Origin of the sequence: Leucobacter massiliensis (assembly GCF_002982315.1) — a bacterium.
Lineage (GTDB): Bacteria > Actinomycetota > Actinomycetes > Actinomycetales > Microbacteriaceae > Leucobacter > Leucobacter massiliensis.
The window spans coordinates 26,462-49,026 of the sequence record NZ_MWZD01000019.1 but is presented as its reverse complement, the minus strand read 5'-3'; the positions used below and the strand labels follow the sequence as shown (position 1 = coordinate 49,026).

The following is a 22,565-nucleotide window of genomic DNA, read 5'->3' as shown; positions in this document are numbered from 1 at the left end:
GGTATCGAGCCCCTCTCCCCAATCGAGTTTGAAATGATCGCAGCCGCCGTGCTCGCGTCGTAGGAGATGAGTTACTAGAACGCTCAGTAGTCCTGCATGGCAGTCAACCCCGCTACGATGATTAGGTTGCCCTAAGTATCATCTGAAGGATTTCTCTCAAAATGCGCGTTTCTCGACGTCCTCTAGCCTTTGCCTCCGCCCTCGTGGCACTGATCGCACTCAGCAGCTGTGCGACGGGGGCCGCCACGGACACCGCCGCACAGTCTGCCGCCTCGCACGAGGGTTTTCCCGTCACTATCGAGCACAAGCTGGGTGAGACGACGATTTCCGAGCCACCGACGCGCGTGGCGTCGGTGGGCATCGGCGACACCGACATCCTTCTGGCCCTCGGGGTGCAGCCGGTTCTCGCCCCGGTTTGGAACGGCTCGACGGACACCGGGGTAGGCGAGTGGGCGATGCCGCTCGTGACCGGCGATGCCCCCACGCCGCTGGAGAGCGGTACGAGCGAGTTCTCGATCGAGAAGGTCGCCGCCTCGGACCCTGACGTCATTGTCGCGGTCAACAACGCGATCGATGAGACGCGGTATCAGCAGCTGTCGTCGATCGCTCCGACCGTGTTGCACTCCGCCGACGAGACCGACTGGGTACTGCCGTGGCAGTCCCTGACCAGGCAGGTCGGCACGGCGGTCGGTAAGGCCACCGAGGCGGAGAAGCTTGTCGCTGAGACCGAAGCGCTCATGAAGTCCACCGCGGAGAAGAACTCCGACCTGGCGGGCCTCAAGGCTGCGCTGGTCGTCGTGTGGGACGACGACACGGTGAGTGTCTTCAGCAATGAGGCCGCCCGCGGCCAGTTGGTCGATTCCCTCGGTTTCGAGTTCCCCGAAAACCTCAGGAGCGCCGACAACGCGCTGCGTTTCGACCTGTCCGCGGAGAACCTCTCCGAGCTGAACTCGTTGGACGTCCTCTTCGTCGACAACTGGGACAAGCGTCGCGCGCAGCTGGAGAACATGCCGACGTTCCACAACCTCGATGTCGTGCGCGAGGGCAACGTGATCGGACTCGACGCCGTGACGTCGGATGCCGTCTCGATGCCGAACCCTGTCACGATTCCCTATGTGCTGGACCGGTTCGTTTCGCAGATCCGGGAGACTCCCGCCGGCACCGAGGAGTGAGCAGGCTCGCTCCTGCCTCCGGGCGCCCTCCTTCGGGTGCGCTGAGCCGCGGCGGCGCCGCCGGACGCCGCGCCGCGGGCATCGTGCTCGGTGTCGCGCTGGTGCTGGTGCTACTGGTCTGCAGCGTCTGCATCGGCTCCCGGACGTTCAGCCCGGTCGAAGCGTGGCAGGCCGTGACGGCGTTCTCGGGGAGCGATGCGGACATCGTCATGCGCGATGTCCGCATCCCCCGATCGCTGGTGGCGCTCCTTGCGGGCGCGGGGATCTCGGTCGCCGGCTGTGTCATCCAAGCCGCGACTCGAAACCCGCTCGGCGATCCCGGGATCCTGGGCGTCAACGCCGGTGCCGGAATCGCCGTCGCAGTAGCCGTCGGCGTGTTCGGGGTCAGCGAGGCGAAGGGGTACATCTGGTTTGCCTTCGCGGGCGCCCTCCTCGTGAGCGCGGCGGTGTATCTCCTCAGCGCCGTCCAGGGCCGGGGCGGACAGACCTCCCATGCGCTCGGGCTGACGCTCGCGGGGGTGGCAATCGCCGCCGTACTCAGCGGGAGCACGCTCGCGATGACTAGGATCTGGCCGGACGCCTTCGATCAGATGCGGAACTGGGAGAGCGGCTCGCTCTCCGGACGAGACCTCGACACCGTGGCCGCGATCGCCCCCGCGATCGCGGCCGGGGTGCTCGTGGCACTGTTCCTGAGCAGACGCCTCGACGCGATTGCGCTCGGTGACCATATCGCCGTCTCGATGGGCATCGACCCGGGACGGGTGCGGCTGCTGTCCTGGACGTCGGTCTCTGTGCTCTCCGGGGCGAGCGTTGCCGCCGCGGGTCCGATCGGGTTTATCGGGCTGATCGTCCCGCACGCCGTTCGACGATTCACCGGTCCGCACGAAGCCTGGCTGATCCCGTGCTCGGCGCTGTACGGGGCATCACTGATGCTGGCCGCGGACATCGTCGGCCGCACCGTCATCGCCCCCTCGGAGATCCCCGTCGGCGTAATCACCGCGGTGCTCGGCGGTACCGGCCTCGCCCTCATCGCGTATCGCGGAAGCGTGGCCGCCCGATGAACGCCACCACCGCCAGCGCAGGGCGCGCGTATCTGCACCTGCGGATCGGACGGGCGCGCGGGAGGACGCCGCGTCGGCTCGTGCTGGCCTGCCTCGCAATGCTTCTCCTCACGCTCCTCGGCACGGCGGTTGCCCTGAGCCTCGGTGACTATCCGATCCCGCCCGATCAGCTCGTCGCCGCGCTCACCGGAGCGGACGCGGGCTTCACCCGGACGGTCGTCCTCGAGTGGAGGCTGCCGCGCGCCCTCGCCGCGGCTCTCTTCGGCCTCGCACTGGGTGCAGCCGGCGCGATCTTCCAGGCGATCACCCGAAATCCTCTCGCGACGCCAGACATCATCGGCTTCACCACGGGCTCCTACACGGGTGCGCTCCTCGTGATGGTGACGTTCGGATCGTCGCTACTGGGCATCGCCACCGGTGCGCTCGCCGGCGGGCTGGCCACCGCGTCCGTGATCATGGCCCTCTCGATGCGACGGGGGCTGCGCGGGACCCGGCTGGTGGTCGTGGGCATCGGCGTCTCCGCGGCGCTCGCGGGGGTGAACGCCTGGATACTGCGTACGGCCGAGATGGAGATCGCTTTCTCCGCCTCGGCGTGGGGCGTCGGCACGCTGTCGAGGATCCTCGCGCCGCAACTCCTTCTCACCGCCTCAGCGATTACCGTCGCCGGCACTGTCCTCGCGGCGACGGGACGATCACTTGCGCAGTTGGAGCTCGGTGACGAGATCGCCGCCTCATCGGGACTGCGCGTGACGTCCATGCGCGTCACGTTGATCGCGTGCGCGGTCCTGCTGGTTGCCGCGGTGACCGCGTTCGCCGGGCCCATCGCTTTTATCGCCCTCGCGGCCCCGGCGATCGGCCAGCGCCTGACCCGGGCGCCGGGGATCTCGCTCGCAGCCTCGGCCTGTGCGGGAGCCATGCTGTTAACCTGGGCCGACATCGTGGCCCAACACGGCTTCCCGCACCCGCTACCGGTCGGCATCATCACGATCGTGATCGGCGGCGCCTATCTCCTTTCACTTCTCCTCTTCCCACGGACACGATGAACACGCCCCTGACGCCCACCCCTTCGCTCGCCCCCGCGCGCCTGCGCACCGACGCAGTCCGACTCGGCTACGCCGAGACGACCGTCATCCACGATGTGTCGATCAGCATCCCCGACGGTTCCTTCACCGTCATCGTCGGCGCGAACGGGTGCGGCAAATCCACGCTCCTTCGGGCGCTCGCGCGGGTGGAGAAGCCACGAAACGGCGCGATCCTGCTCGACGGCTCCTCCATCGCGACCTCCAGCACGAAGGAGGTGGCGCGCACCATCGGGTTACTCCCGCAGTCCAGCACCGCGCCCGAGGGGATCCGGGTCGCGGAGCTCGTCGCCCGCGGACGCTACGCCCATCAGAGCATGCTGCGGCGCTGGTCCGACGACGACGAGCGCGCGGTGACCTCGGCTCTCGCCTCGGCTGGCATGTCCGAGCTCTCAGAACGCCCGCTGGACGCCCTCTCCGGCGGTCAGCGCCAGCGGGCGTGGATCGCGATGGCGCTCGCTCGCGAGGCCCCCATCCTGCTGCTTGACGAACCCACCACATACCTCGACATCGCCCATCAGGTCAGCGTGCTCGAGCTGATCGCCCGGCAGAACAGGCAGGGCACGACCGTCGCCGCGGTGCTGCACGACCTCAACCAGGCGGCCCGCTACGGCACGCACATGATCGCACTCAAGGACGGGCGCGTCGCCGCCGTCGGACCGCCCGCCGAGGTGATCACCCCCAGCATGGTCCGAGAGGTCTTCGACCTGGAAACGGTCATCGTGCCGGACCCGGTCGCCGGAACGCCCATGGTCGTCGCTGTCGGCGGCGCCGAAGCGACGTGAGCCGCACGAAACGCGGCATCCTGCGAACCTTCCGCGCGCTCCCGGCCCAGGTTCGCCTGATCCTCTTCGCGATGGCCGGATTCAACGCCGGGTTCTCACTGGTCATTCCTTTCCTGGCCGTGCACATGACCGAAAACCTGCACCTTGGCGCGGCCCTCGTCGGCCTCATCCTCGGTGCTCGGATGGCGGCCCAGCAGGGCCTGTTCGCCCTGGGCGGCGCCTTGAGCGACCGCTTCGGCGTGAGACCGATGGTGCTCACCGGCATCGCGCTGCGCATCGTGGGCCTCCTCACCGTCGGCATCGCCACGCATCCTGGCCTCCTGCTGATCGGCATACTTCTGGTCGGCGTGGCCGCCGCGGCCTTCGCGCCGGCGGTGGAGTCGGCCAACGCCAGCTACGGCGCACGGCTGGAGAACGAGGGCGTGCTCCGACGGACCGAGCTGTTTGCGATCGAGCAGGTATTCAGCCGCATCGGCACAGCGCTCGGTCCGGTCATCGGCACGGCGCTCGTGTTCGTTCCATTCATCTGGACCTCCCTCGCCGCCTCCCTGATCTTCGCGGCGCTGCTGATCGCTTTCGCGGTTCTCCTTCCCCGCGCGCTGCGGGTCAATGCGACGCCGGTGAGCGTGCGAAAGGGGATGATTCTGCCGCTGAAGAACCGGGCCTTTCTCGCCATCGCCATCCCGGGGAGTCTCTACCTCGGCGCGCAGAACCTCTTCTACGTCTTCCTTCCCGCGCACATTGCACCCGAGATGATCGGCGCGTTCTACATCGGTTCGGCGCTCGTCGTCATCGCGGGACAGGCTCCGCTGCGCATGCTCACCAGGAATCTACCGACGAAAACCTCGCTGGTCGGCGGGCTCCTCCTCACCGCCATTGCCTTCGCGGTGCCCGGCAGCGCGTTCCTCCTCCCCGTCCAGGACGGGTCTGCGCCGCTCATCGGAGCGCTGATCGTGTGGACGGTCCTGCTGCAGCTGGGCCAGATGCTCATCATGCCCGCGCTCCGAGACCGCGTCGCCCGCACCGCTGGCGAGGGGAACCTGGGCAGCTACTTCGGCATGCTCAGCACCCTCGGCGGCTTCCTAGCGCTCGGCCTGACATGGGCATCGGGCGCCATCGTGGACGTGGCCGGAAACGATGCGCCGGGTGCGTGGCTCGCAATCTCGCTCGTTTTCGTGCTCGCTGGCTTCACCATCCGGGCAACCCTCCACGACGAGGCGAGCGCCCAGAAGCGGCGCCGCTGACGACGCCCGTCGAGTCGGGAGAACTCTATGGGGGCTGTTGGTCATGCTGGACTCCTTGCTCCCTCGGGTCTACGGGGGATGAGTGGCTTGAGAAAGGCATAGACCGAACGGATCGGCTGTCGACCAGGGGAGAGTGCCGCTAACGCAACTCTGCCAGTTCGTCACAAGTCGATCCTCCAATGACCTTGGCGCGTGGTGGTTGGTAGCTTTAATGGATGAACTTGCTCTTACTCTCGATCAATGTCGGCGCGGTGCCCGACTTCTTGAATCAGTGCGTGGGCGACCTCTCCCGCCCCCTACGGCTCGGCTACATCTCAGACGCCGCCGATGGGATGCCCTTCGCTGCGGTCGAGCGCGCAGGCGTAGAAGCCCTCGGGTACGAGGTCGTTGAGATTCGAGCACGATACACCAATTCAACGAAGTTCGCCGAATTGCTCGACTCGCTGGATGCGGTCTATGTAGCGAGCGGTGAAACGTTCGTCTTGCTCGAAGCCTTTCGCTCCAATGGTTCCGGAGACATACTCACTGAACACGTGCGCGCCGGGCTGCCCTACATCGGCTGCAGTGCAGGTTCGATCATCACGGGCCCGTCAGTGACCCCTGCCGAGCTGATGGACAACCGGCAAGCGGCACCGAGGCTACACAGCGACGCTGGTCTGCACCTCATCAATCAGGTCATCATCCCACACGCAGACGGCCAGCTCCCGCCCTATCCCCCAGAACTGATTGAACGCATCCTATCCACCTATAGCGACCGGTATCAGCTACTCGCTCTGCGCGACGACCAAGCACTCCAAGTCACCACTGAAGGCTCAGAAATCATCACCTCGCCGGGAAGAAGAGACACGTGATCTCCATCAAATTGGCGGACTTCAACGATCCAGCTCTGACATCGTTCATACGAGATCACATAACAGATATGAAGCCGACCGCGCCAAATGAGTCGAGACACGCGCTCGACCTCGAGACGCTGCAGACACCCACCGTTCGGCTCTGGACTGCACACATCGACGACGAGATTGTCGGAACGGTTGCACTAGTTGAGATTGATTTGAAACATGCTGAGCTTAAGGCCATGCGGACTGCCCCAAGGTGCCGGAGACAAGGCATCGCGGCCAAACTCTTGGAACATGCCTTAGTAGACGCGAGCAGTAGAGGCCTCAGTCGCGTCTCACTTGAAACAGGTGCCGCGTCTTTCTTTGCGGCAGCTCACGCCTTGTATCGTAAGGCTGGATTTCAAGATTCGGGCCCATTTGGGCGCTACTCGGAAGACCCGCACAGTGTCTTCATGACGAGGACGCTCTGAGACGAACCAGACCACTAGGGGTATGAGAGAAATGCATAGAACGATGCTATGCCAGGCCTTCATCCGATTCCAAGCTATCCCGGGCAGACGATAGCTGCGACAAGAGACGCCCATAGAATCACGACATTTATTGGGGCGAGTAACAGGCCGGTTTCACTGGGACGAGACCTATTCCGCATTCCTGGACGATGCTGTCACCCTTGACAGTTCCGCCTGCGGCGAGCCAAGCGTGGGCGCTACCGAGGGTCGGGTGTCCGGCGAACGGGAGCTCGCCCGCAGGAGTGAAGATCCGCAGACGATAGTCGGCTTCTTCGGTCGTGGGACGAAGGAGGAAGGTGGTCTCGGAGAGGTTCGTCCATCGTGCGAGCGCCGCGAGTGTGACGTCGTCGAGCTCGTCAGCGTCGTGAACGACAGCCACGGGGTTTCCCATCCAGGCGTGCGGGGCAAAGACGTCAACTTGAGAGAATCGCAGAGAGCGCCTCATCGCTCAGCCCTCCCGATTCGGGAAATAACGTGCAGATATCATGCTGGTCCTTTCATCGAGCCAGGTCAGGTCGATCTGATTCATTTCTGACCGTCCGGTTTCGACACGATTCGACGTGCCGTGACGGCTTGCATACCCGCGAGAGTGATGACAACGACACAGAGTGCACCCAGTGCGGCTGCAGCGGCGCCGACCGCTGTTCCGAGGTTGGTCGTGGTAGCGAGGGCGCCAACGCCGATCGCAGTGGCGGCTTGGAGGGTGTAGGCGAGGAGGTAGAGCAGGGAGAGGGTGGCGCCGCGGTGGTGTTCGGGGGCGATGCGATTGATGAGGCCGAGACCTCCGGTGAACGCAAGCGAGTAGGCGATGCCGCCGATCAGGCACCAACCCAGGAACAGCGGCATGGATTGCAGGACGGAAGCTGCGGCCATCAATCCCAGACTGACGAGGGTGAAGATGGTGCCCGCCCAGATCAGGGTCCGGGCGTGAAAGCGGGCCAGGAACAGCCCGGTGAGGCCGATGGAGGCGGAGGACGCGGCGAGGAGGGCACCGACAATGGCGGTGTTCTCGGTGTGGGTGAACTGGTCGATCATATGCGCCCCGAGGGACAGGAAGATCGCTCCCACGCAATAGGCCAGCGCGACCGAGAGAGTCGCGATGACGAACCCGATGCGGATACCTGCGGGTACGAACGGGGCCTGTGGGCTCCACCGTTCCCGCGTCGCCGGTTTGTCGTCGGGCGAGAACAGGAGCGCGGCAATAGAGGCGGCGGCCAGGGCGAGCAAAACGATGTAGCTCCACACCAGCGGCAGCGGGAGATACTCGGCAAAGAACCCACTGATGAACAACGCCAAGGTCAGCCCGGTCGAGGTGGCCACCGTCGCCATCGTGCTGGCGAAGCGGGGGCTAGACGTGGTGTTGTTCTCGATGAGCGACGCGGTCGCCGCCCCCATCGCCAAACCCGCCCCAGCGCCTTGCAGAATACGGCCGACGTAGAGAAACCCGACGTGCGGGGCGAACGCGAACACGAGCGCGGAAGCCCCGATGAGGGCGATGCCGGTAATCATGATGCGACGGCGCCCAAACAGGTCCGAGAGATTCCCGAACAGGGGCAGCACAACCATGAGCGCAAGCTGGTAGGTCGCGAACACGGTCGTCACCCCCATTGGGGAGAGATCCCAGCGCTGCGCTTAGATCGGGTAGAGCACGCTGGGCGCGCCCGAAGACCACAGGGCGAGTGCAAGGACGGACGCTGCCGCCCAGAATGCGCCCCGCTTACCGAACCAGCCCGACGGCCCCGTCCGCTCTCGTGTTCCGGTGGCGTCCCTTCCGGTCACGAGGCGGCGCGGGGGTGGATGATCAGGCAGGTGCTGGACGCGGTGGCGAGGACCCGGCCGTTCTGGTCGCGGATGTCGGCGTCGGCGAACGCGACGCCCTTTCCGCGTTTGGTGACCCAGCCGTGGGCGGTGACGGGGCCGGTGTCAGCTGTGATCGGACGCAGGAACGACACTTTGATCTCCAGGCTCGTGTACCCGACGCCGGCGGGCAGCGTGGTGTGCACCGCGCACCCGCAGACAGTATCGAGCACAGTGGCAAAGAAGCCACCATGGACGGACCCGATGAGGTTGTAGTGCGACTCGTCCGGGACAGCGGTCATCACCACGTCCCCTTCTGCGAGCGACACAGTATCGAGGCCAATGTGGCCACTGATCGGCGGCCCCGGGATCTTGCCTGTGGCGACGGCCTGGAGTTGTTCGAGCCCGGATCTGGCGAATAGGGCTTGCTTGTCGGTGTCGGGCGCGTGGTAGTGAATCGTACGTGAGCGCTCCGCGCTGGCCGGCGTCTCGCTGCTGTGTGATGTCATCTGCGATTCCTTATGCGACCGGCACGACGGGGGCGTCGAACTCTGACGATTGCCCACCCTGGAGCCCATTCAATGCTTTCTGGTTGGCCTGGTGCGGGATGCCGAGCGGGATTTGGCTGACCTCGTCGAGCCGGTCGCACTGCGCGTCGTCGAGGTCGAGGGTGAGGGCGGCGAGGTAGTCGTCGAGCTGAGACAGTCGCCGGGGGCCGATGATCGGAATGCCCGGGGTTACCAGGCGGCGGGCGCGCTCGCGCACCCAGGCGGTAGCAACCTGCGCGGGCGTGCGCCCGACCCGCTCAGCGATGTCGATGACCGCGTCGACGGTGGCGGTGGTCTGCGCGTCGGTCTCCGTGTGCACGAGGTTGCCCCAATCACTCAGGCGTCCCTCGCTCGACTGCCGGTACTTTCCGGTGAGCAGTCCCCCACCCAGCGGCGACCAGAGCGTGACACCCAGACCGAGGGCTTCAGCCATCGGCAGTAGCTCCCGCTCAGCGGTGCGCTCGACCAGGCTGTACTCCACCTGGATACCCGCCACCGGCGCCCACCCCGACACGTCCGCGAGCAGCGATGCTCGGGAAACGCGCCAGGCGGGGAAATTGGAGAACGCGACGTAGAGGATCTTGCCTTGCGACACGAGATCGTCCAGCCCACGCAGCAGCTCCTCAACCGGGGTGAGTGCGTCCGGGTAGTGCACCCACAGCACATCGATGTAGTCCGTGTTCAGCCGAGTCAGGCTCTCCTCGACCGAGATCCGCAGGTTCTTGCGGGCGTTGCCCGTGCGCTGCAGCTTCCGCTCGGGTGAGGCACCGACGGTGAACTTCGTCGCGAGCACCAGGTCGTCCCGGCCCCGGTGGATGAACTCGCCCACGAGCTGCTCGGATTGACCAGCCTGGTAGGTGTCGGCGGTGTCGATGAAGTTCCCACCGGCCTCGACGAACCGGTCGAAGATCGCCTTCGCCTCGTTTCGCTCCGTACCCGCGCCCCACCCGGTGCCGAAATTCCCCGTACCCAGGGCGTACTCACTGACCCGCAAGCCAGTGCGGCGTCCGAACGTGGTGTATCGCATGCGTCGTTCCTGTCCGTCGTGGGCGACCGCCCGAAGTCTCTGGCTCCTTCGAGCCTATCGATGCTAAGTTGGTTATGACAACCCAGCCTGACGTGATCCGTCACGCAGTCAGACACGCGTCGCGGGTGAGACGAAGCGAGGAAGGAGTCCGGCATGCCGGTGTTCGAAGTGCATGTTCCAGCGGGCAGGTTCTCGGCGGAGCAGAAGCGCACGCTCGGGCAGGCATTGCCGGGGGCGCTTTACGAGGCGCTGGGCATCCCGGCTGAGGATCAGTTCGTGTCCATCACGAGCCACGGACCGGACGAGCTGTTCCTGGACCCTGGCTACATGGACATGCAGCGCACCGCTGACGCGGTGATCATCACCGTGCTGTTCACCGCCGAACGACCCCTGGCGGACAAGCGCGCACTCACCGCGGCGATCTGCACGAAGACCACCGCCGCGCTTGGAATCTCCGGCGACGACGTCTTCATCGCGCTAGTACCGGTCCCGAAAGAGAACTTCTCCTTCGGCCGCGGGCATCTGCAACTCGCTCCCGACCCGGATGGTGCGCCGACCTGACGCGGGGCGCACCCCAATATGCTTCGGCCCGGCACTGTCACCGGGCGTCATCTGCGGAACGACCATGACCATCTTGCGGTTGGAGGACACATGACACACCCCGCGACAACTCACGCCCCGCTTACCTCGACGCTGCTCGACGGCGTCGACCCTGCTCCCCTGTTCACCCCGTTCACGCTATCGGGGGTGGAGCTGAAGAATCGGTTCGTGATGGCGCCGATGACGCGCAGCTTCTCACCCGGTGGCATCCCCGGTGATGACGTGGTCGAGTACTACCGCCGCCGTGCAGCCCACCTGGGCCTAATCGTGACCGAGGGCACCTACATCGATCACCCCTCCGCCGGTTCCAGCGACCGTGTCCCCCGCATCTATGGCGACGACGCCACAGCCGGGTGGCGTCGAGTGGTGGAAGCGGTACACGCCGAGGGCGGGCGGATCTTCCCGCAGTTGTGGCATCTCGGGCTCGCGCGCCGCGAAGGCGCCGCGCCGCACCCGGACGCGCCGATCGTGGGACCTTCCGGGATCGGCTTCGACGGATCACCCCGAGGCGAGGAGGCGTCCCTGGCTGAGATCGATGCGATCATCGCCTCCTTCGCCCGTGCGGCTGCGACCGCGAAGCAGATCGGATTCGACGGGGTCGAGCTGCACGGCGCCCACGGCTACCTGCTCGACGCGTTCCTGTGGTCGAGAACGAACCAGCGCACCGACCCCTACGGCGGCAGCATTGCTTCCCGCGCCCGTCTGAGCGCCGAGGTCGTCGCCGCGGTGCGGGACGCGGTCGGCCCAGACTTCCTGGTTGTGTTCCGCTACTCGCAGTGGAAGGGCGCCGACTTCGACGCCCGCATCGCCGCCACCCCCGCAGAACTCGGAACCATCCTCGACCCACTCGTGGCAGCCGGCGTCTCTGGGTTCCATGTCTCCACCCGCCGCTACTGGCTCCCCGCGTTCGATGGCGAGGACCGCACCCTGGCGGGGTGGACGAAGCACCTCACCGGATTGCCGACTATCGCTCTCGGCTCGATCGGCGTTGCGGCCCCGTTCCTGGAGAACGACACCGCAGCGGGGTCGCTGAGCCTGGCGCGTCTGGTGGAGTTGTTCGAGCGGGGGGAGTTCGACCTTGTAGGTCTCGGGCGAGCTGTGCTCTCCGACGGCGAGTGGACGAGCAAGGTCCGCGACGGCCACCTCGACGAGATCCGCCCGTACGCGAAGGAAGACGAGAAGCATCTCCTCTAGAGCCAGGTGCCGAGCACTCGACACCTGGATTGGTTGTGCGGAGTCAGGCTAGAGTTGAGCACATGCCACGCCCCTCTCCGACCCTTGCTCACGCGATCGAGCACCCGTGCGCGATCATCCGCAGCCTCGGGGTGCTCACCGACACCTGGAGTTTCCTCCTGGTCCGCGAAGCCCTGCTGGGAGCGCGCACCTTCGCACAGTTCCGTGACACGCTGGGAATAGCCTCCGACGTGCTGACCGCCCGGCTTGCCTCGCTCGTCGAGCACGGCGTGATGGAGAGGACCCCTTACCAGGAACCCGGGCAGCGCACCCGGGACGCCTATCACCTGACCCCAGCGGGCGAGGAACTGAAGACGGTGCTCGTGGCGATGCAGCAGTGGGGGCACACTCATGTTCCCCAGGACCCGGAACTGCGGGTCATCCCGCTGACCACTGAAGGGCAGCGGCGCGTGCACGCCGAGCTCGTGGACCCCTCAGGGCGAATCGTTCCCGCGGAGGCGGTGCAGTTCATCCGCACCGCACCCAGGCCGGCTCAGGGAGACGCCTGAGGGCAGATTGCACCGAATCAGGGGCGAATGAATGGTTACGTCCATTACCAACACACCGGTGTCAATCGTGAAGATGAATTGGCAGTCATTGGGGAAGGATTGCAGCGACCTGGGTACGGATTGCTGCGACGATCTCCTCGATACTGCTGTCGACATGCTCGCTGGAGGCCATGGTCAGGAACAGGATCGCGGAAATCACCCGAGCCAAAGTGGCGGCACCAGTCTCGTCCAGTCCGAGATGCTGGGCAAGAAGACCAGCGGCGGCCTCTTCGGTCTGCGCCACGATAGTAAGAGCCTCGGCGTGGTGAGGCTCGGCCGGGTCACCAAAGACCATTTCCCGCAGGTAGGTGCGCCCGTTGTCGACCTGCACCCGGTTACACGCCACCACCGGAGCCAGCAGCGCCACCACAGCATCCACGGCCGTGGACTCCCGTGCCGCGGCAGAGCGTCCATGCTTCAGCGCGGTGGCGTAGTGGGCATTCTGCACAAGCAGCAACAGTTCGCCCTTGGTCTTGGCATACAAAAACAGGGTACCGGTGCCGATGTCGGCCGCATCGGCGATCTGCTGCGTCGTGACCTCGTCGACGCCATGCTCTGCGAAGAGTGCACTCGCGGCGGCGGTGATGCGGTCGAGCTTGGCCTGCTTGTTCCGCTCGCGTCGCCCGAGCGGCTCGGTCGCCACTGGCATGGCTCATCCTCCTGGAATAAACTATGACTAAACTCAGTTCTGAGTATAGTCACTGTTGTGTGGGCTCGAATCTGGTTCCCCTCATTCTCCCACGCCCAGCCGGGCACACCACGCATGCTCAGCTGAGAAGTGACACCCTCCTCGATATAAAGGAATGACACCGGTTATGACCTCTTTGGACTCCGTCTGGCAGCCGTTCACCCTCGGCGGGATTGAGCTTGCGCATCGGCTCGCGCTGGCCCCCATGACCCGCAACCGCGCCAACCCCGACGGCACGCCGGGCGAGCTGGCGGCGGAGTACTACAGTCAGCGGGCGTCGCTCGGGCTGGTCATCACCGAGGGCACGCAGCCCTCCGCAGACGGGCAGGGATACCTGAACACCCCCGGCATTTACGCGCCCGAGCACGTGGCCGGCTGGGCCAAGGTCGCCGATGCCGTGCATCAGCAGGGTGGGCACCTGTTCATTCAGCTCATGCATGTCGGGCGCATCTCCCACCCCGACAACACGCCGCATCACCGTCAGCCCGTCGCCCCGTCCGCAATCTCTGCCGAGCAGGAAATGTTCACGGCGGAAGGCCCGAAGAAGACGCCGGTGCCGCGCGAGCTGTCTGCGGCGGAGATCCAGGATGTGATCGGCGAGTTCCGCCACGCCGCCGCCTCCGCGATCGCCGCCGGCGCCGACGGGGTGGAGATCCACGCCGCCAACGGCTACCTGCTCCACCAATTCCTCGCCCCCAACGCCAATCAGCGCAGCGACGAGTATGGCGGCTCTGTTGAGAACCGCGCCCGGTTCGTGATCGAGGTCGCGAAGGCCGTGGCAGAGGAGATCGGCGCGGACCGCACCGGTATCCGCATCTCCCCAGCATTCCCCCTCGGTGGGCTCGACGAGGGCGACACCGAGGCCGTGCGTGCGCAGTACCGCTACCTCGTCGGCGAGCTTGCGAAGCTGAACCTGGTGTACCTGCACGTGCACCACCTCGGCGACTACGAGCTTCTCTCGTCCTTCCGCGAAGTCTGGCCGACCGCCGTGCTCGTGGTCCGCTACGGGCGCGAGCGTGATGGGATCGCCGCCGACATCGACGCCGGGCTTGCTGACATCGCCCCGCTGGGCCGGTTCGCGCTCGCGAACCCCGACATCGTCGAGCGTCTTCGTACCGATGCGCCGCTCAACGACCTCGACCCGGCGACACTCTACACCGGGGGCGCGCACGGGTACACCGACTACCCGACGCTCACCGACGCCTGACCGGCGGAGCTGGCCGGGCGGTACCCGACGCCCGCCCGGCCACAACTTCTCGACCACCCGAACCATCACACGATCAAGGAGATCCATTCCATGACGTCTCTCAACGGCGCTGTCGTCGTCATCACCGGAGCGAACGGCGGCATCGGCGGCCACTTCGTCCGTGAAGCCCTCGCCCGCGGCGCAGCAAAGGTGTATGCCACCGCCCGGAACCCCCGCCAGTGGGACGACGAGCGCATCGTGCCACTCACCCTCGACGTCACCGACCCCGCCTCCATCCAGGCAGCCGCTTCTGAAGCGACCGATGTCACGGTCCTGATCAACAATGCAGGTGCATCGGTCTCCTCGGCAGGCATCCTCACCCACACGGATGAAGAGATCCGTCAGAACGTCGAGACCAACTTCCTCGGCCCCCTGTTCCTCGCCCGAGCCTTCGCGCCGATCCTCGCAGGCAAGGGAGGAAACACCGCGATCATCGACATTCACTCTGCACTATCCTGGTGGGCCGTCGCCGGCATCTACTCGGCCACCAAGGCCGCCCTGTGGTCCGCGACGAACTCCCTCCGCCTGGAACTGCAGCCCAAGGGCGTTCAGGTCGTCGGCGTGCACGTCGGCTACGTCGACACCGCGATGGCCGCCAACGCACAAGGCCCCAAGGTCGATCCCGCCGACCTCGTCACCCAGGTCTTCGACACCCTCGAAGCAGGCGGGTACGAAGTCCTCGCCGATGAGAACTCGGTCAACCTTAAGGCAGGCCTGTCAGCCCCGCTCGAAGCCGTCTACCCACAGCTCGCCGCCAACAACTGACCCGACCGGGGAGGCTGCCACTGTGCCAGCCAAGCGGCTTCCCCGTCCACCGGTCCTCGTATGCGGCACACATCACCCTCAGGAGTCAACGATGACGATCTCAGATACCGCCGAACGCGTACGGCATACGATCTACACTCACCTCGCCCGGACCGGCGCTCTTCCTCCCCGCGACGAACTCGCCGCCAGCCTCGACCTGTCAGCGGACGTGTATCAGCAGGCACTCACGGAACTTGCCGACACCCGCAACCTCGTCCTCAAAAACGGACAGGTCGAGATGGCGCACCCGTTCGCAACCCGCTCCTTCGGGTTCTCCGTCATGGGACCGCATACCCTTTGGTGGGGAGGCTGCGCCTGGGACTCCTTCGCCATCCCGCACCTCGTCCCCGACTCGCCTTCCGTCCTCGTCGCGACCACCTGTCCTGCCTGCGACACCCCACACGCCTGGACGGTCACCAACCAAGCACCGCCAACGGGCGACCAGGTCGCGCACTTCCTTACCCCCGCCGACCAGATCTGGCCCGACGCCGCCCACGCCTGCGACAACCAGCTCATCTTCTGCGACGAGACCTGCGTCAACACCTGGCTCGACCGCCACGGCCACCAACGCGGCTACATCATGAGCCTCAAGACTCTGTGGAACCTCGCCGCCCACTGGTACGAAGGACGCCTGGGCACCCCCTACATTCGCCGCGATCCGACAGCCGCGACCGACTACTTCCGCAGCGTCGGACTCCACGGCTCATTTTGGGGATTCCCGGGCTAGCACAAGGGTCGCTCCATGGATTCGGTCTCCGCTGATCTATCAGCGTCCTCAATAGTTCGGGGTTGCGTCGCGAGTCCTTTGCCGAACAATGAAGGGGACGGACTCGGCCCAATGCGGGTACTCCGCGCCCACGCGAGCCGGAAGGCAGGTCCGACTCAATCGGAAGACGTGAAGCTCGTATACACCGTTCGTGGCAGCACAGAGATCGTCTTCGACAACGGTTCGATCTCTCTGAGACGGGGCGGGATGGCCGTATTGCCGCCTAGGAGACAGTACACATGTGTTCCTTCTACTGCTGTCGAAACCGTAACTCTGTATGTCGATCAGCAGTTTGCGCTCGAGCAAGTTCAATGGCTTCCGTATAGCGGAAAGTTGCTAGGAGACCTCTTCGCAGGTTCGCAGCCTCGTCTTCTCACATTCGCGCCTCGTCATGGCATAGAAATCCGCGAACACCTCGGCACACTCGCCCACCTCGGGACTCTGGTTGCGAAGAACGATCTGGATCGTATGGCGCATCTTGCACGTGTACTTAGTCTCGTTCTTGGCGATGGAGAGACGATGAAGGACCCAGTGCATGTGCACCCGCAGGTTGGGAAAGCTATCGCACTATTGGAAGATCATCTCGATCAACACTGGACCGTCTCTCTCTTAGCGGAGCGAGTGAGCCTTTCGCCGGCGCACCTCACACGACTCTTTGTCCGCCACACTGGCCTTCCGCCATCGAAGTTCCTGCGCGAGGCACGCGCTTATCGAATGCATGAGATTCTCACGCAAGAAGATCGGGGCGTAGCCGCCGCCGCGCGAGCTGTGGGCTGGATCGATCTTTCCCAGGCATCGCGGTCTTACCGGACTGTATTCGGACATCCCCCTTCATCGTCAACGCGCGTGACTCTCTGAGCGACCCTCGGCAGCAACCAGGCCAGATCATGAATTTTCGCGTCCTAGCCAAACGAAGGATGGCTACGCGTTCGTTGATTGCCGATCGTGTGTGGAGGAATGAGAGCACCGGGAATCAGCGAAGCCAGATCGACTCCGGGTGGCTGATTCGAGTGAGGCAAGCGCCGCTGGCTTGATTCTGACGGTGGGGTTGTGGCGCGACAGGGTTGTCGGCGTGGCCCGTACCTGCTGGGTGATCCTGTTCGTCGCACACGAAGGCGGACAGGCCCCGAACAGTAGGGAGCCACCCACCATGCCAGACCCCACCCCGCCGCCCGCCCCCGCGCCGAGGCTCGCTGAACTACCTGCCCCCGTCATAGCCGAAGAGCAGACCACCGTATATCTCGGTGACGCTGTCGAGCTCCTCCCGCTCCTGCCTGAGGCGAGCATCGACGCTCTTGTGACCGACCCGCCCTACGGGTTGAGCTTTAACGGTCACTCCTGGGACGGCGCGTCCGGGTTTCGCGAGTCCCTCCCACACATGGACACGTCTGCAATGACTGCACCGGAAGTGTTCGAAGCCTGGTGCACGGCGTGGGCTGCAGGAGCATTGCACGTGCTGAAGCCGGGTGCGTATGTTGCAGCGTTCGGTGGTGCACGCACGTGGCATCGTATGGTGCGCGGAATCGAGAATGCAGGGTTCGAGATCCGTGACCAGATCGCGTGGCTGCACACCACCGGAATGCCCAAGAGCATGGACCTCGCGCACGCGATCGATAAGCACCTTGGTGCACACCGCACCGATCGGATCGTGCAGACCACCGACCATGACGGGGTGCTCGGTGCAACCCGCACCGTCCTATCCAAAGGCACCCCGGTCACCGATGACGCCCAGCAATGGGACGGATGGGGTACCGCGTTGCGGCCCGCATTCGAGCCCATCATCATCGCCAGGAAACCGTTCGCGGGCACCGTCGTCGGCAATGTTCTTCAGCATGGCGTCGGTGCTATCAACGTCGACGGGGGCAGGTTCGCAGACGATCGGTGGCCGACGAATGTCGTCTTCGATCAGGGGCAGGCCGACGCGCTCGACGTGCTGACGGGCACCTGGCAGGGCGAGTCGCTGTCACGGAAGTTCCCGATCTTCCGTTTCGATCACAAACCCGGTCGCGAAGAGCGGCCCCGCGCGTTCGGGGTCTCCCATTCGACCGTGAAACCGCTAGCGCTCATGCGTTGGCTGATCACGCTCGTCACCCCTCCGCGAGGGCTGGTGCTCGAACCGTTCTCCGGTTCCGGGACGACGTTGCAGGCGGCCGTTGAAGCCCACTACGGGGTGATCGGTGTGGAGAAGGATCCATCGTTCATTCCGTTGATTCGTTCACGACTGGAGGTGTAGCTGGCCTCTCCGCACCTATCCCGTAACGCTCGCGCATGAAGGGCGCGAGCTCTCGCTTGGAAGGACTCCACGATGACCTCTGAACCTGCCGATAGAAGCCAGCTACCCCTGCCGCGTTCGTTGTGGCTGGGTGTGATCGTGTGGTCGGACGACCCTGATGTGGAGCCGACAGTGATCGCGGATCGGAGCCCAGTTTCGCTGGCGCGGACGATGGCGGTGACGATCCACGAGATGCTTGAGGACTCCGACGCGTATGCGGGGGCGACGGAGTTCTTGCAGTCGAACCCGCCGCCCCAGGACTGGGTGGAGCCCCGTGATGTCGATGACTGGCTGGAGGGGCTGCGTGATGCGACACCGCACCCGTCGTTCTCGTTCCACCAGATCCCCATTGCTGGCGGAGCGGACGGAACCAACCACGGCTTCGTGAACCGCTACCTCGAGCAGGCCCTCCAGGAACGAGAACAAGCCCTCGCAGAGGAACCTTCCCCCCGAATCAGGGAAGAGCCACCTGCAAGGACGACGCTCGAACGGTGAGCACGATCTCAGCTTGTCGTTTTCGCGCGTGTTCTTGACCTCACCGCGCATGCCTACCGTAACCGGGGCTTTTCACCGATTCGTATGCCTACCAATAGAACGCGGCACTGCCGCCGCTGTTCGTGTTCATTTCGCTACCGTCTACTCATTCGTGATGGAGTCTGCTGTCATGCCCGAAGATCATTCATTACCGCCAACCGAACCCGGGCTACTGGGCGAGCATCCAGAGCATAATCCGGGTGCTGGGTGGGAGGCGTTCGAAGGGTCCGGGGTTCCGGAGATCGTGGCGCGCATGTTCCCACCAGAACCGCGTCATGATGCGTTCATGCTGCCTGATGGTGGCAGAGACGTTGACGGGTTTGAGGATGCGCATGAGCAGTAGCGCGAGACCTGTTTGCAGTTGGCGTATGCGGCAGCTCGTCTGCCCGAGCTGTTGGAGCGGCTGGAAGACCTTGAACAGGCCCATCAGCAGCAGGCGCAGGTCGTGGCTGCGGAGCGGGTGCGAGATGCCGTGATCGACATGCTGGAGCGAGAACCGCTGCCGGCGCAACCGGTCAAGGACGACTATCTGGTCGCGGTCGCTCCTGCGTATGAGGGCGAGTACAACGATATGCAGTACCGGTGGGATCACTCGCAATGGCGCAGTGAATTCGTCGCGACGGCTCTGCGCCGAGACCACGTGCTTCGAGAGGCGCTCAGTGGGGGTGGGCCGCGCACCTCGTATCTGCCGGAGCAGTTCGCCCGTGCTTGGGCACCGGCCGATCTCGCCGTCATCCACACCCTCCGCGGGCTCGTCGACAGCGGCGACTCCGGGCTGCGTGTGGTGCCACTGGACCGACAGGAACGCGAACAGTTGGAGACGATGCTCAACGCGGCCGACCCAGATGTTCGAGTGCTGGATGCCGATGATCCTGTAGACGGTGAGCTGTTCGCGGGTCGCGCGTCGGAGGCGCACGACTGGATGCCCGCGGGCGTGTACGAGGCGAGCGGAATCGACGGAGAAGGTGAGTTCCGGCTCGTCGTCGGCCCTGTGCCCGGCGACGACGGGGCGACGGCATCTGCGGCGTTCCCAGCAGCAGAGCACGACAGCACGGCAATGAATCAAATCGCCTGGATCCTCGAACACCACACCGAGCACGAACCCCTGACCGAGGTGCTTCACCGCGTGAACGAGCACGTCACCGCTACCGGGCGCACAGGCGCGCTGCCGTCCGACCTGGGAGGGGTGGAGCATGCGTCGCGGCTTGAGCGTGGGGTGCTGCTCAGTGATCTCCTTGCTGAGCGTGAACAGCAGCTGGACAGCGACCGCGACGGACCAGAACAGTCTGATCCTGGACGGGGTGTCGGGCGCGATCTGTAGCACCACCTGCTGTTTGTGCGGTGGAGGCTGAGGTGGGCGTGTTCGACGATTCGACGCATCTTCTTGACGATTTGACGCATCTCTCACGAAAACACTCGACGGCCACGGCTCGGGCCGGGTAGTGGTTGATGGGACTAGGGAATGCTCGAGAGCGGACTCTGCAACCCAGGGTGATGACGGCACTGTTGCCGCCGCACCTTCCGCATGACACCGCACGCTGAGCATCGATGACTGCTCGCGCTGTGTCACCAAAGGAGGTGCCCGACCGATGACCGACCCCACACCCAGACTCCTTCCCACCCGACTGCCACTGCGCTTCTCACACGCGGCAGCCGCATATGCCTCAGCAGGAGTGGCGGTGTTCCCGTGCGTGCCGGGCGGGAAGCGACCCCTCACCGAGCACGGGTTCCACGACGCCACCACGGATCTCGAACAAGTGGGTGCGTGGTGGCGGTATCATCCGGAGGCAAACATCGGGATCCCCACCGGCGTCGGTATCGATGTCCTCGATGTCGACGTGCACGCCACAGGCTCCGGCTTTCCCGTCCTGCGGACGCTGCGTCGGGAGAACCTCGTCGATGGATGGGACGCTGCGGTGCGTTCGCCGTCGGGTGGCCTGCATCTCTACTACCCGAGCAGCCCCGAGCGCGAGGCGAGATCCTGGTCGCGTGGCCGAGCACATGTCGACCTCCGTGGCACCGGCGGCTACATCATCGCCCCACCGTCCGTAGTCAACACTGAACACGGGCCGCGGCGTTACGAGGTGATCGCCCGCGGCAGGAACCCGCGCCCAGTCGACTCGGCAGCGATACGGGATCTTCTCACCCCGACCCCAGCGCCACGAACCAGGCCGAGCTCTGACGGGCCGGGCCGTGATGGTTCGATGGAGGGGCTCGTAGCGTGGGTGGGGACGCTGACAGAGGGGAATCGGAATGCGGGCCTGTTCTGGGCTGCGTGCCGTCTCGCCGAGAGCGGACTGAGCGATGGCGACTCGTATGCGTTGCTCGAGCCCGCCGCTACCCGCACCGGGCTTGAAGCGCGGGAGATCGCAACAACTATCCAGTCAGCCCACCGCACCACCGCGCTGAATCCGGATGCTGCCGTAGCTGAGCCGATAATGGGGCGCTCGTTTGCCGGGATGAGGCGGTAATCGTGAGCGCCCCGGACCTGCACGTACGCGCCGCAGAGGTGGGACGGTCTGGGGTGTCACGCGGCGTGATTGTCCTAGCCGTCACGGGCACGATCCTTCTCGCCCTCGGTGCGTTCTGGTTGTCGTTTACGACGCTGCAGGACCTCGCGGTCCTGTCGGGGGTACCGGCGGGGCAGGCGTGGGTGTGGCCGCTGATCGTTGACGGGGTGATCTTGGAAGCGACGATCTCCGTCGTCGCGCTGCGCAACTCCGCGCCCGCCGCACGCCGGTTCGCCTGGCTCCTGCTCGCTTCCGGTGCTGGGGTGAGTGTCGCGGCGAACATCACCCACGCCGTCGTCGCCTCAGACACTCGTGTGCCCGCGATCATCGCAGCCCTTGTCGCCTCAGTCCCACCCTTGGTGCTGCTCGCAATGACCCATTTGACCGTCGAGCTCACGCGTAACGAAGCCCCACAGCGGACCTCTGAGACTCCGACGGTAAACAGGCGAAGAGCGGCATCGACACCGGTGCTCTCCGCAGCAAGAAGTTCAAGCAACGCCGGTGCCGGGCCTTCTGCGCCAGCATTTGCCCGAGCCAAGAAGAAGGGCTCCGCTGGGCGTGAGCAGGCGGTCGCGTTAGCGTCTCATGGGGTTTCGAGACGGCAGATCGCCACAGAGCTTGGGGTGCATCCGACAACGGTGGGCCGCTGGCTGAGCGCACCTGACCGTCGAGAGAACGGAGCATCTCATGACTGACTCGACACCCGTAAACCCACGCGACGCGGCTGAGAACGCCGCTCAGCTTCGAGCCGAACTGCCAGACCCTCGTTTCCCAGCAAGCGACCTGCCCGAGGTACCCAACGCGACACCCGGCATGGAGACGCGGGAGGCGGAGCGAGCATCGGAGTTCGCCACACACGGCGACCCCACCCTCACCAGGCAGACCTCAGCGCGAGGGCGTACCGGGGTGGAGTGGGTTCGTCCCACTGATGTCGCTGCGCGCGCAGGTGGCGCGATCGTCGGCAAAGGTGCCGAGCTGAACACGCGGCTGCGTGACGCCACCCTTGAGGGCATCCGCGAGGGGCGAGCACAGCTCGCCGAACATTTAACACGCAGGCAGCAGCAGATCGATCCAGACACCACGGTCCCAGCGCAGACGCAAGAGTTGCGGCTCGGGAGGACAGGGGTGAGCCGATGAACGATTCCGGCTCCGGCGCTACCCGAGCACCGGCCACCACCTACCACGACGAACTCTCACACTCCTCGCCGACGTCCAACTGACGCCAGACGAACCCCTGACGGGCTGCCCGCTTCGGGTAGGCCTGACGGTACTCCTTTGCCTATGGCAGGGGGTGGTCTCCGCTGCG

At 65.2% G+C, this 22,565-nt stretch carries 23 protein-coding genes and 1 pseudogene; 19 read left to right on the top strand and 5 right to left on the bottom strand.

Translation table 11 applies throughout. The features are described from left to right. Positions 1–203: 203 nt before the first annotated feature. The 7 genes from B4915_RS11820 to B4915_RS11790 all read left to right on the top strand — a co-directional run bounded on the left by B4915_RS11820 (position 204) and on the right by B4915_RS11790 (position 6,647). Positions 204–1,172 (top strand): iron-siderophore ABC transporter substrate-binding protein, encoded by a 969-nt coding sequence (locus tag B4915_RS11820; RefSeq protein WP_181158575.1) that lies wholly within the window; start codon positions 204–206, stop codon positions 1,170–1,172. Beyond that, complete coding sequence (locus B4915_RS11815; RefSeq protein ID WP_181158574.1) at positions 1,169–2,233, top strand: FecCD family ABC transporter permease; 1,065 nt, start codon at positions 1,169–1,171, stop codon at positions 2,231–2,233. Before B4915_RS11820 ends, B4915_RS11815 begins: the two co-directional genes overlap by 4 nt. Then, a complete protein-coding gene (locus B4915_RS11810; RefSeq protein WP_105806019.1) occupies positions 2,230–3,276 on the top strand; it encodes a FecCD family ABC transporter permease in 1,047 nt (348 codons plus the stop codon). The genes B4915_RS11815 and B4915_RS11810 overlap by 4 nt, the downstream gene beginning before the upstream one ends. Next, positions 3,273–4,097, top strand: a complete 825-nt coding sequence (locus B4915_RS11805; RefSeq protein WP_105806018.1) for an ABC transporter ATP-binding protein — start codon at positions 3,273–3,275, stop codon at positions 4,095–4,097. The genes B4915_RS11810 and B4915_RS11805 overlap by 4 nt, the downstream gene beginning before the upstream one ends. Further along, entirely contained in the window at positions 4,094–5,341 is a 1,248-nt protein-coding gene (locus tag B4915_RS11800; protein ID WP_105806017.1) for an MFS transporter, read from the top strand. The genes B4915_RS11805 and B4915_RS11800 overlap by 4 nt, the downstream gene beginning before the upstream one ends. Before the next feature lie 215 nt (positions 5,342–5,556). After that, the gene (locus B4915_RS11795; RefSeq protein ID WP_105806016.1) at positions 5,557–6,192 is read left to right on the top strand and encodes a Type 1 glutamine amidotransferase-like domain-containing protein; all 636 of its coding nucleotides are present in this window, start codon (positions 5,557–5,559) and stop codon (positions 6,190–6,192) included. Continuing rightward, positions 6,189–6,647, top strand: a complete 459-nt coding sequence (locus B4915_RS11790; RefSeq protein WP_245907482.1) for a GNAT family N-acetyltransferase — start codon at positions 6,189–6,191, stop codon at positions 6,645–6,647. The genes B4915_RS11795 and B4915_RS11790 overlap by 4 nt, the downstream gene beginning before the upstream one ends. 151 nt (positions 6,648–6,798) lie before the next feature. On the opposite strand, the pseudogene B4915_RS11785 reads toward B4915_RS11790, so the two are convergent. From B4915_RS11785 to B4915_RS11770, 4 genes and pseudogenes are all read right to left on the bottom strand, one after another. Beyond that, positions 6,799–7,131 (bottom strand): annotated as a pseudogene (locus B4915_RS11785) (PhzF family phenazine biosynthesis protein); the annotation flags it as partial. Positions 7,132–7,211: 80 nt separating this feature from the next. Then, positions 7,212–8,294, bottom strand: a complete 1,083-nt coding sequence (locus tag B4915_RS11780; protein WP_105806014.1) for an MFS transporter — start codon at positions 8,292–8,294, stop codon at positions 7,212–7,214. Between the two features lie 167 nt (positions 8,295–8,461). Continuing rightward, complete coding sequence (locus tag B4915_RS11775; protein ID WP_105806013.1) at positions 8,462–8,992, bottom strand: PaaI family thioesterase; 531 nt, start codon at positions 8,990–8,992, stop codon at positions 8,462–8,464. 10 nt (positions 8,993–9,002) lie between these two features. Then, complete coding sequence (locus B4915_RS11770; protein ID WP_105806012.1) at positions 9,003–10,058, bottom strand: aldo/keto reductase; 1,056 nt, start codon at positions 10,056–10,058, stop codon at positions 9,003–9,005. Positions 10,059–10,211: 153 nt separating this feature from the next. Between B4915_RS11770 and B4915_RS11765 the strand changes: the two genes are divergently transcribed. The 3 genes from B4915_RS11765 to B4915_RS11755 all read left to right on the top strand — a co-directional run bounded on the left by B4915_RS11765 (position 10,212) and on the right by B4915_RS11755 (position 12,400). Next, positions 10,212–10,619: a tautomerase family protein gene (locus B4915_RS11765; RefSeq protein WP_105806011.1), complete on the top strand. Its 408-nt coding sequence runs from the start codon at positions 10,212–10,214 to the stop codon at positions 10,617–10,619. Between the two features lie 90 nt (positions 10,620–10,709). After that, positions 10,710–11,852: an NADH:flavin oxidoreductase gene (locus B4915_RS11760; RefSeq protein ID WP_105806010.1), complete on the top strand. Its 1,143-nt coding sequence runs from the start codon at positions 10,710–10,712 to the stop codon at positions 11,850–11,852. A gap of 62 nt (positions 11,853–11,914) precedes the next feature. Further along, entirely contained in the window at positions 11,915–12,400 is a 486-nt protein-coding gene (locus B4915_RS11755; protein ID WP_105806009.1) for a winged helix-turn-helix transcriptional regulator, read from the top strand. A gap of 85 nt (positions 12,401–12,485) precedes the next feature. Here the strand turns inward: B4915_RS11755 and B4915_RS11750 are convergent, their stop codons facing one another. Beyond that, complete coding sequence (locus tag B4915_RS11750; protein ID WP_105806008.1) at positions 12,486–13,088, bottom strand: TetR/AcrR family transcriptional regulator; 603 nt, start codon at positions 13,086–13,088, stop codon at positions 12,486–12,488. A 166-nt stretch (positions 13,089–13,254) separates the two neighbouring features. Here B4915_RS11750 and B4915_RS11745 point away from each other — a divergent pair, with 166 nt between their 5' ends. The 9 genes from B4915_RS11745 to B4915_RS11705 all read left to right on the top strand — a co-directional run bounded on the left by B4915_RS11745 (position 13,255) and on the right by B4915_RS11705 (position 21,954). Then, entirely contained in the window at positions 13,255–14,334 is a 1,080-nt protein-coding gene (locus B4915_RS11745; protein WP_105806007.1) for an alkene reductase, read from the top strand. Positions 14,335–14,424: 90 nt separating this feature from the next. Next, positions 14,425–15,138 (top strand): SDR family oxidoreductase, encoded by a 714-nt coding sequence (locus B4915_RS11740; RefSeq protein ID WP_105806006.1) that lies wholly within the window; start codon positions 14,425–14,427, stop codon positions 15,136–15,138. A gap of 91 nt (positions 15,139–15,229) precedes the next feature. Continuing rightward, complete coding sequence (gene merB / locus B4915_RS11735; RefSeq protein WP_105806005.1) at positions 15,230–15,904, top strand: organomercurial lyase; 675 nt, start codon at positions 15,230–15,232, stop codon at positions 15,902–15,904. Positions 15,905–15,919: 15 nt separating this feature from the next. Then, positions 15,920–16,801 (top strand): helix-turn-helix domain-containing protein, encoded by an 882-nt coding sequence (locus B4915_RS15130; RefSeq protein ID WP_105806004.1) that lies wholly within the window; start codon positions 15,920–15,922, stop codon positions 16,799–16,801. A gap of 292 nt (positions 16,802–17,093) precedes the next feature. Then, the gene (locus B4915_RS11725; RefSeq protein WP_105806003.1) at positions 17,094–18,176 is read left to right on the top strand and encodes a DNA-methyltransferase; all 1,083 of its coding nucleotides are present in this window, start codon (positions 17,094–17,096) and stop codon (positions 18,174–18,176) included. Between the two features lie 72 nt (positions 18,177–18,248). Continuing rightward, positions 18,249–18,710, top strand: a complete 462-nt coding sequence (locus tag B4915_RS11720) for a hypothetical protein (RefSeq protein ID WP_146120100.1) — start codon at positions 18,249–18,251, stop codon at positions 18,708–18,710. 400 nt (positions 18,711–19,110) lie between these two features. Further along, on the top strand, positions 19,111–20,070 hold the full coding sequence (locus B4915_RS14545; RefSeq protein ID WP_146120099.1) for a hypothetical protein: 960 nt from the start codon (positions 19,111–19,113) through the stop codon (positions 20,068–20,070). 268 nt (positions 20,071–20,338) lie between these two features. Beyond that, the gene (locus B4915_RS11710) at positions 20,339–21,220 is read left to right on the top strand and encodes a bifunctional DNA primase/polymerase (RefSeq protein WP_105806000.1); all 882 of its coding nucleotides are present in this window, start codon (positions 20,339–20,341) and stop codon (positions 21,218–21,220) included. 2 nt (positions 21,221–21,222) lie between these two features. Continuing rightward, a complete protein-coding gene (locus B4915_RS11705; RefSeq protein ID WP_245907481.1) occupies positions 21,223–21,954 on the top strand; it encodes a DUF2637 domain-containing protein in 732 nt (243 codons plus the stop codon). Positions 21,955–22,565: the final 611 nt, after the last annotated feature.

Coding starts and splice junctions, on each gene's coding strand:
- B4915_RS11810 (WP_105806019.1), top strand. CDS start 2,230: ATGAACGCCACCACCGCCAGCGCAGGGCGCGCGTATCTGCACCTGCGG.
- B4915_RS11805 (WP_105806018.1), top strand. CDS start 3,273: ATGAACACGCCCCTGACGCCCACCCCTTCGCTCGCCCCCGCGCGCCTG.
- B4915_RS11795 (WP_105806016.1), top strand. CDS start 5,557: ATGAACTTGCTCTTACTCTCGATCAATGTCGGCGCGGTGCCCGACTTC.
- B4915_RS11780 (WP_105806014.1), bottom strand. CDS start 8,294: ATGGGGGTGACGACCGTGTTCGCGACCTACCAGCTTGCGCTCATGGTT.
- B4915_RS11775 (WP_105806013.1), bottom strand. CDS start 8,992: ATGACATCACACAGCAGCGAGACGCCGGCCAGCGCGGAGCGCTCACGT.
- B4915_RS11770 (WP_105806012.1), bottom strand. CDS start 10,058: ATGCGATACACCACGTTCGGACGCCGCACTGGCTTGCGGGTCAGTGAG.
- B4915_RS11765 (WP_105806011.1), top strand. CDS start 10,212: ATGCCGGTGTTCGAAGTGCATGTTCCAGCGGGCAGGTTCTCGGCGGAG.
- B4915_RS11760 (WP_105806010.1), top strand. CDS start 10,710: ATGACACACCCCGCGACAACTCACGCCCCGCTTACCTCGACGCTGCTC.
- B4915_RS11755 (WP_105806009.1), top strand. CDS start 11,915: ATGCCACGCCCCTCTCCGACCCTTGCTCACGCGATCGAGCACCCGTGC.
- B4915_RS11750 (WP_105806008.1), bottom strand. CDS start 13,088: ATGCCAGTGGCGACCGAGCCGCTCGGGCGACGCGAGCGGAACAAGCAG.
- B4915_RS11745 (WP_105806007.1), top strand. CDS start 13,255: ATGACCTCTTTGGACTCCGTCTGGCAGCCGTTCACCCTCGGCGGGATT.
- B4915_RS11740 (WP_105806006.1), top strand. CDS start 14,425: ATGACGTCTCTCAACGGCGCTGTCGTCGTCATCACCGGAGCGAACGGC.
- merB (WP_105806005.1), top strand. CDS start 15,230: ATGACGATCTCAGATACCGCCGAACGCGTACGGCATACGATCTACACT.
- B4915_RS15130 (WP_105806004.1), top strand. CDS start 15,920: ATGGATTCGGTCTCCGCTGATCTATCAGCGTCCTCAATAGTTCGGGGT.
- B4915_RS11725 (WP_105806003.1), top strand. CDS start 17,094: ATGCCAGACCCCACCCCGCCGCCCGCCCCCGCGCCGAGGCTCGCTGAA.
- B4915_RS11720 (WP_146120100.1), top strand. CDS start 18,249: ATGACCTCTGAACCTGCCGATAGAAGCCAGCTACCCCTGCCGCGTTCG.
- B4915_RS11710 (WP_105806000.1), top strand. CDS start 20,339: ATGACCGACCCCACACCCAGACTCCTTCCCACCCGACTGCCACTGCGC.